General features: G+C 41.9%; 10 protein-coding genes and 1 pseudogene. All 11 read left to right on the top strand.

All coding sequences use genetic code 11. The features are described 5' to 3' along the window. Nucleotides 1-176 precede the first annotated feature (176 nt). Nucleotides 177-305 carry a hypothetical protein gene (locus JEQ21_RS10135; RefSeq protein WP_267904637.1) on the top strand — a complete coding sequence of 43 codons (129 nt, stop codon included), beginning with the start codon at nucleotides 177-179 and terminating at the stop codon, nucleotides 303-305. Between the two features lie 110 nt (nucleotides 306-415). Continuing rightward, entirely contained in the window at nucleotides 416-985 is a 570-nt protein-coding gene (locus tag JEQ21_RS09360; RefSeq protein ID WP_199365258.1) for a DUF4355 domain-containing protein, read from the top strand. Between the two features lie 9 nt (nucleotides 986-994). Beyond that, nucleotides 995-1,876 carry a phage capsid protein gene (locus tag JEQ21_RS09355; protein ID WP_199365257.1) on the top strand — a complete coding sequence of 294 codons (882 nt, stop codon included), beginning with the start codon at nucleotides 995-997 and terminating at the stop codon, nucleotides 1,874-1,876. Between the two features lie 11 nt (nucleotides 1,877-1,887). Further along, nucleotides 1,888-2,232, top strand: a complete 345-nt coding sequence (locus tag JEQ21_RS09350) for a phage head-tail connector protein (protein ID WP_199365256.1) — start codon at nucleotides 1,888-1,890, stop codon at nucleotides 2,230-2,232. Between the two features lie 11 nt (nucleotides 2,233-2,243). Beyond that, on the top strand, nucleotides 2,244-2,522 hold the full coding sequence (locus JEQ21_RS09345) for a hypothetical protein (RefSeq protein ID WP_199365255.1): 279 nt from the start codon (nucleotides 2,244-2,246) through the stop codon (nucleotides 2,520-2,522). Then, nucleotides 2,519-2,860 (top strand): HK97-gp10 family putative phage morphogenesis protein, encoded by a 342-nt coding sequence (locus JEQ21_RS09340; protein WP_199365254.1) that lies wholly within the window; start codon nucleotides 2,519-2,521, stop codon nucleotides 2,858-2,860. The genes JEQ21_RS09345 and JEQ21_RS09340 overlap by 4 nt, the downstream gene beginning before the upstream one ends. A 2-nt stretch (nucleotides 2,861-2,862) precedes the next feature. Next, nucleotides 2,863-3,222, top strand: coding sequence for a hypothetical protein (locus JEQ21_RS09335; RefSeq protein ID WP_199365253.1), 360 nt, complete (start codon nucleotides 2,863-2,865; stop codon nucleotides 3,220-3,222). A gap of 11 nt (nucleotides 3,223-3,233) precedes the next feature. Continuing rightward, a complete protein-coding gene (locus JEQ21_RS09330; protein WP_199365252.1) occupies nucleotides 3,234-3,851 on the top strand; it encodes a phage major tail protein, TP901-1 family in 618 nt (205 codons plus the stop codon). A gap of 50 nt (nucleotides 3,852-3,901) precedes the next feature. After that, complete coding sequence (locus tag JEQ21_RS09325; protein WP_199365251.1) at nucleotides 3,902-4,384, top strand: tail assembly chaperone; 483 nt, start codon at nucleotides 3,902-3,904, stop codon at nucleotides 4,382-4,384. 35 nt (nucleotides 4,385-4,419) lie between these two features. Further along, nucleotides 4,420-4,689, top strand: a complete 270-nt coding sequence (locus tag JEQ21_RS09320; RefSeq protein WP_233340871.1) for a hypothetical protein — start codon at nucleotides 4,420-4,422, stop codon at nucleotides 4,687-4,689. An 845-nt stretch (nucleotides 4,690-5,534) separates the two neighbouring features. After that, a pseudogene (locus JEQ21_RS10345) lies at nucleotides 5,535-7,151 on the top strand (tape measure protein); the annotation flags it as partial. Nucleotides 7,152-8,111 lie beyond the last annotated feature (960 nt).

The raw sequence follows: 8,111 nt of genomic DNA, 5'->3' as shown, positions 1-8,111 counted from the left end.
CTTGAAAATCTAGTGAAAATTGATTGAAAAACATCATTTTTCGCTAGCTCTTTTCAGTGCGCCCTTTTTTCTGAAAAAAAGAGTAACTGCTCAGAACTTTGAACTTGACATTTCACCACTAGACTTTCTATATTGGTATTTTTAGTATAGCACTAAGGAGGCAGAAAGGAGGAGTAATGTTACAACTAATCTGGAGTATTGTAAGCGCCCTAGTCGCTTTAGCGGTTGGGCTTTTTGTAGTTTCAATCATGATCATGTACATTGTGTTTTTTATTAAAGAGTTGAAGAAAGCGGCCAAGGAATAGGTCGTTTTTGTTTTGTCCAAACTTTGCTAACGACGTTAAAAGTTGCACTGTTTCGTTGCCGAACGTAAAACGAGATTTTCGAGTAGCGACGTAATCGCTGGAGGAAAGATATGTCAGAAGAAATGCAGAATACATCAGTTGATGAGCAACAAGAAGTAGAATCTAACGAGACTGAGGAAAAGCAGGAACGTCTCTTCACTCGTGAGGATATCGCTAAGATGATTAAAGCTGAGCGTACCAAGTGGGAAGATGGGCAAGCTAAGGCCTTGGAAGAAGCCCGTACTGAGGGAGAACGTTTAGCTAAGTTGTCTAAAGACCAACGGGCTAAGGAGGAGCAAGAGAAACGTGAGCAAGCCATTCAGGAGCGGGAAAACGCCATCGCTAAGAAAGAACTCCGTCTTGAAGCTCGTGATCTCTTGGCTACTGAGGGCTTACCAACGGAGTTCTTGGATATTGTGTTAGCTCCTACTGCAGAGGAAGTGCAAAGCAATATTGAGTCCCTCCGTAAGGTATTTGACGAAGAAGTCGAAAAGAAGGTGAATGCTCGCCTAGTTCAAAAGACCGCTAGGACTGGTAACACATCATCTGGCATGTCTAAGTCAGAGATCATGGCAATTAAAGATGATGATGAACGTCAGCGCTTGATTGCCGAGAATCGAAGTTTATTTACGAAAAAATAGGAGGAAGATATGGCTGAACAAAATTTAAATGTCATGGCAGACCTTGGCGAAATTAAGAGTATTGATTTTGTCAATCGTTTTTCAAAGAATATTAATGACTTGCTCACTTTGCTAGGGGTAACTCGGAAAGAGTCTCTTTCAAGTGACTTGAAAATCAAGACTTATAAATGGGATGTTGATCTCAACAAAACCAATCCTGGTGAAGGTGAGACTATTCCACTTTCTAAAGTTACTCGTACTCCAGATAAAGAGTATACTGTTGAGTGGTTCAAGAAACGTCGAGTAACAACTGCAGAAGCCATTGCCCGTCATGGTGCTTCCCGTGCTATCAATGAATCTGACAATCGTATTATGCGTGAGATTCAGAATGGAATCAAAGAACAGTTCTTCGATTTCCTTAAAAAGAAACCTACCAAGGTTAAGGGAGCGGGGTTGCAGAAGGCACTGGCGAACTCATGGGGTAAGTTGTCCACCTTCAATGAATTTGAGGGGTCTCCAATTGTCTCATTTGTGAGCCCACTAGATGTAGCTGAGTATCTTGGTGATACAAAAGTTCTTGCTGACGCAAGCAACGTCTTTGGATTTACTCTACTCAAGAATTTCTTGGGTATGTCCAACGTCATCGTTATGCCATCAGTACCACAAGGAAAGATTTACTCTACTGCGGTTGAGAATATTGTCTTTGCTCACCTTAACGTTAATGCTTCTGATTTGGGAGGTCTTTTCTCTGATTTCACAGATGAAACAGGTTTGATTGCCGCAACTCGTGGTCGTGAGATTTCAAACCTTACTTATGAATCTGTGTTCTTCGGAGCAAACGTGCTCTTTGCTGAAATTCCAGAGGGTGTTGTAGAGGCAACCATTGAAGCAGCAGCGACTCCTGCTGGTTAGTGAGGTAAGCGATGGCTATTCTTGACGAAGTAAAATTGTTGAAAGGTATCCCCCTAGAGGATACAGTTCAAGATGATCTTTTGAATCTCATCATCAGGGATAGTGAAGAACGTATATTAGCGTTTGTAAACCTCCACTCAACAACTTCCCTGGGTGCGCTACCTGAATCAGTCAGTTACATTATTCGAGATGTGGCTGTGAAGCGATACAACAAATTGAACTCTGAAGGAGCGACTTCTGATAGTGAGGAAGGTCGCTCTTTTTCTTGGGAATCTAATTACTTGTCTGGATATGAGGAAATCCTGGCCAACTTGGTTGTGAACAAACGGCCAAGAGGGATTGCTCGTTTTATTTAAGAGGAGGCTCTATGATTTACAATGATAGGGTCGTTTTGATTTTAGAAACGACAGAAAAGGATTTTCTTGATCAGCAGGTCATGAAGAAGAAGAGCGCCCCTGTTCCGTGTATGATGAGTCTGCTGAATACTAACGAGCAGATGGTGATGTTTGGTAATTATCGAACAGACCGATTTAAACTACATGTCCAGGGATTCAAAACAGGGTTCAGTGAGATTGAGTATCAAGGACAGAGACGTAAAATTTCTGGGTTGAAACACTACAGGAATAGTACGGTGATTTATGTATGATTACTTACAAATTGAAGGGCCTTGATGGTTTTCTAAGGAATGTGCGCAAAAAGCCTAGAGAAGCACAAAGGGCTGTGGATAAGGTGTTGGCGAGGTCTAGCCTCCGAGTTGAACGAGAAGCGAAATTCTATGCTCCTTGGGATACAGGTTGGATGAGTAACACTATCTACAGTGCCCCTTCAGGTCTTTTGTCTCATAAAGTTGTATCGCCAGCACACTACTCAGTGTATGTTGAGCTTGGTACTCGTAAGATGGCGGCCCAGCCGTTTATGATGCCAGCGTTGGAGAGTGAGTATCCTAAGTTGATGGGAGAACTCAAAGTTATGTTTAAGGGGTGAGTATGACTTATTCATCTACCACAAAATTTTTAAAAGAACTTGGCGATCGATTGTCGGTTTTAGATATTCCGATTTTTTACAAATTACCAGAGGCTTCTGAAATGGAGCCTTTTTTGGTAATTGGATCAGTGACTTCTGACACTGGTAAGACTGCATTAACAGGAGCGGTGATTGAAGATATGACAGTGTCTATCGATATTTTTTTACCAAATAATAGTCGAACACTGGTCGAGGAAACTAAATTTAAGGCTATCCGATTGCTAGGAAGAAATACCAGGGTTAGCACAACAGTGATGTTGGATGATTCGATTGGTCGAGAAGTCTATCACATCGCAATTAGGCTAACTGAATCAATTATTTAAAGGAGAATGAAATGGCTGGAAAAGCAAAAAAAGAACAAGCAAATATTTCCATTACCACAGGTAAGCCGATTGTCGGCAGTAAAGTTTTCTACTTCATTCAATCTGTAGACGCTGAAATTGGCTCACCAGCTTTACTACCTGCTTACCGTACAGATGGAACTACAACTCTTGGTGGAGAGTATCTGGATGAGCAAACCCAACAGGGGCGTCTTCTTGAAAAGTCTACCGATGAACACTCTATCGAAGTCACTTCTTACTATGCACCGCAGGATCCATCAGTTGAAGTTATCGAGGATGCTTCCCGTTCAGGTAAATCTGTAAAGGTTTGGGAAGTTATTGTCGATGACAGCGTTAAAAAAGACAAAGATGGGAAAGATACCTACCCAGCTAAGTTTGGTTATGCAAAAGTTGGTGAGGTTGAACGTTCTTCTGGTACTACAGACTATGTCGAATTGTCCTATACATTGGATGTAGTAGGGGCATTGAAAGATGGACGATTCCCTCTTACTCAAGAAGAGATTACTATGCTCACAGATGTTTACGAATATCAAAATCCTGGTGAGACAACTGGTGATTACAATGCTATTGAACGTGGACCTGAAGCAAGTTCACCAGCACAAAATCAATAATCGAGGGGCCAATGGCCTCTCTTATTTTTTATACAAAGGAGAATTAAAACATGGAACTAACAGTAGGTAAATCAGTTGTCGATATTAAGTTTGACTATCGAGCAATGTTTAAAATTGACAAAGAGTTGGGTACTCGTGATACTCAGACAGGAAAGCGTAATAACGACGGAATTGGTTCATTGTTTACCAAAATCATTGATCGTGATGACCAGGGGATTGTAGATTTGATTATCGTTATGGCTTCTAAAAAAGCTAAAGCAGTGTCAGAAGATGAGGCCATTGCTGCTATTGAGCAGTATTTTGAAAAGTCTGAAGCAGAAGATCCACAAGAGGCTCTTTTCCAAGAAATTGAGGAGGAGATGGTTGAATCCGGTTTTTTCAAAAAGAAAATTTTGAAGTATATCGAGAATTTAGAAAAGGCACTAGCCTTTTACCAAGCAAAAGTGGAACAAAATCCAGAGGACACAGAACTGAGCTTCCAAGTCGAAACAATCAGCGCAACTATTGGCAAGATGAAAAGCGCAGTCTCTTAAGAGAGTGCGCTGAAGCAGGGTGTACAGATGTTGAATTGATTCTTTCCTGTAATAAGTGGGAGTTAGAAGCAATCCTTGAGGGCTTGTACCTAAAACAAGTCCAGTATCGAGAAATGCTCTCCGGTTTGGCTTTAGAGATGAGGTATACTCTCAATGCTAAGTCTGTAAAAGCCAGCAAGCTAAGCAAGAAAAAAGACAGGGATAAAATTCGCTCTGTCTTTAATAAAGGACGTGTCCAAAGTCCTTCTACAGATGATTTTGCTGAGAAGGTGAATCGTCTGAATGAATATTTTAAAAATAGATAGGAGGAGGGAGAATGGCCGGTTTTGACGGTAGTATTTTTGCCTATATAGGCGCTGATACTGGTGACTATGAGCGAGCAATGTCAGAGATTCAAGCTATGACCAAGCGAGCATTTGACGCAGCTCAAAAAGCAGCTGCAAATAGTGCAAGTCAGATGGTTCAGAAGATTGGACAATTGATGGCTAAGTTGGCCAGCAGTAGTGATAGTATGGGTTCAAAAATCGGTAAAGGCCTCACTGGTAGTTTGAAGATTGCCCTTGGAGAACTCCAACGGATGATTTCAAATATCGGACAAAGATTGCCCGAACCGATTCGAGTCGCTGCTCAGAAGATGGCGACTGCTTTTGGTGGTGCTTTCCAAACTTTGCATCAGAAAGCTATAGACTTTGGAAATCGAGTTAATTCAGCACTAACCAAGGCTTTCAAATTTGATTTTAAACACGCTTTCTCAAGTCCAAAAGTAATGTTTGCAGAACTCACTGGTGTTATCGATAGATTTGCTAGTGGTATATCTGGTAAGTTATTAGGGGCTGTGAATAAGCTTGCTAGTGCAGCCGGACGACTACCTGGTCCTTTCGGAGCGGCCTTTGGTGCGATGGCATCGAAAGTTTCTGTTTTGGAAGGAAAGATCACTGGAGTAGCTAGCAAGATAACTAGAGCGCTTGGTTCCCAAGTACTGAATCCTGTCATGTCCTCTTGGTCTAGCATGTTTAGTTCCTTGGGGAATAAAGTTAATTCCTTTGCCGACAGAATGTCAAACACCTTAGGTGGTCGATTGGCTAGTTCCATTGGTCGTGCTGCTAGTCAAATCTCTGGCAGACTAGGTGGCGCTTTTTCATCGCTTGGTTCAAAAGGAACTAGTGTTCTATCGTCTATCAGTGCTAAGTTTGCGAGTGCAAGCAGTTCTGGTAATCAGCTAGGAAGCACTGTTCGGAATATCGTATCGGCTTTCAGTTTACTTGCTGTAGCCCAAAAAGGTATTGACATGATTAAGAGTTCCATCGATGGAGCTGTTAGTCGTGTTGATACTATGAATCGTTTCCCAAGGACCATGGCTTTATTTGGTTATTCTGCTCAAGAATCAAAAGCAGCAGTTGATCAGTTGTCAAAAGGGATTGAAGGTTTACCGACCACTCTTGATAGTGCCGTTTCTAGCGCTCAACAATTATCCATTACAACAGGCAGTCTTGAAAAAGGGACTAAGTTAGCTCTAGCCTTTAATAATGCCATGCTTGGTTACGGTGCAACAACTGAAGGTGCTGAACAGGCTCTCAGACAGTTCAATCAATCTCTTGGATCAGGGAAAATCCAAGCTGAAGAGTTTAACTCAATCAGTGAAGCCGCACCAGGCTTGATGAGTAAAATGGCCCAAGCTTTTGGGTTCGGTGAAAAAGGTGTTCAAGACTTGAAGCAAGCCTTGTCAGATGGAACGATTACAGCTGATGAGTTCGCTGAAAAGATGATTGAGCTAAATGAAGGTCAAGGCGGATTTGCTGAGATGGCCTTAGCTTCCGCTGCAGGTATTCGTACTGCTTGGGGAAATATTAAGAATGCTATTACTAAGGGTGTTGGAAATATTATTCAAGCGTGGGATCAGGCGGCAGAGGCTAAAGGTCTAGGAACTATCTATGATAACTTAATGAAAGTTAAGGAAGCTGTTAACAAACTATTTGATGGCATTGTTAAGACAGTTCCAAATATAGTTGGAGCCATTGCGAGACTAAAAGATTCTTTCAAATTTGACTTTTCTTTCTTATCTCCTGTACAGAGTCTTTTCTCGGGCTTAGGAAAAGCTCTTGATGAGTTCGCTAACAAAGGTCGTGTAAGTTTTGGAACTATTCGAAAGATAGCTGATGCTTTGGCTACTGTCGGTCCAGCGGCGGTCGCTGCTTGGGCTATGATGAATCCATCAGCCGCAGTTGGGGCACTAACTCCTCTGGTTTCTGCTCTAGGAAGTCTAGGCGGAATCTTGGCCAGTGTAGGTGCAGGGATTGCTGGTTTTGGATCTATGATGGCTGGTACCTTCAGTATAGCAGCAGGATTTGCTGGAGCATTGGCCGCCAAGGTTTCTGGACTAGGCGGGATATTTGCGAATGCAGCAAGTATTGGTCTGAATGTCCTTGGAATGATGACTTCTGGAATTGCTAGTGTAGCAAGTCTCGCTCTTGCTTCTATTGGTCCAGCAGCAATTCTCGGCTTAGTTCTTGCTGGTGTAGGATTGATTAATAGTCAATTTGGCGCACAGATTGACCAATTATTGCAGGTAGTGACTACAAAAGGACCGATGATTATCGGGCTTCTAGTAGCCGGAATTACCAGTCAAATCCCAGCATTGATTGCAAGTGGTGCTGATTTGGTTGCCAAATTCGCTCAAGCTTTTGCAGTTATGTTCCCTGTACTTGTCAATGCAGGTATGAATCTTATCTCTAGTCTAGTGCAAGGTGTCGGTGCTAATGCTGGTTCGTTGATTAGTTCAGCCATTACGATTGTGGGAACATTCTTGAATTCAGTACTTACTGCTCTGCCCCAGTTACTGGCTTTAGGTATGGAGTTTTTAGCTAATGTAGTCCAAGGGATTATGCAGAACCTACCACAGTTGCTATCAACGGCTCAACAAATAGTTTCTAACTTCTTGATGAGTCTTGGACAGGCAATGCCAACTATCCTAGCTAAAGGTATTGAAATACTCCAGAACTTAGTCAATGGGGTCATCCAAGCAATTCCGACAATTTTGGCGATTGGTGCTCAGGTTATCACTTCCTTTATTCAAGGTGTGGTCTCTAATTTGCCAATGATTTTACAAGCAGGGATTCAGCTGATTGTATCTCTGGTATCTGGTTTGATTCAGAATTTACCTCAAATTATTCAAGCGGGAGTCCAAATTATCCAATCGTTCTTGAGTGGATTGGGACAAGCTATTCCTCAAATCATTATGGCTGGTATACAGCTAGTTGTTCAACTGGCAGTTGCTTTAATCATGGGTCTTCCTAAGATAATAGAAGCTGGAGTTCAATTGATTGTTGGTCTTGGTGAGGGAATGATGTCAGCCGTTGGTGGAGCAATAAGTGGAGTTGTTGATAGTGTTACGGGATTCTTTGGCGGAATGTGGGATACCATTACTGGTAAATCTAGCACAAGTACAGCACAGGTAAAAGCTGATTCCGCAAGTATGTCAAGTCAGGTCTCTTCTGACGTGCAGAACATGGCTACCAATAGTCAACCCGAATTATTCATACCCTGAATATCTTTGCGTAACTATCAAAAAAATCATCAGAAACAAGCAATAAACAATTGCAGTTCTGATGATTTTTATGAACGATCAAGCTTTTCTATAAATAAAGATGGGTCTGCTACCTTAGCACCCTAAAAAAGGGTAGACTCCGCCCTTGGTGCGACTCTCGATTTTTAAAAATGTATTCTATTT

Source organism: Streptococcus sp. 121 (assembly GCF_016458205.1).
GTDB lineage: Bacteria > Bacillota > Bacilli > Lactobacillales > Streptococcaceae > Streptococcus.
The sequence above is the reverse complement of the archived record's forward strand: the minus strand, read 5'-3'. Positions and strand labels throughout refer to the sequence as shown.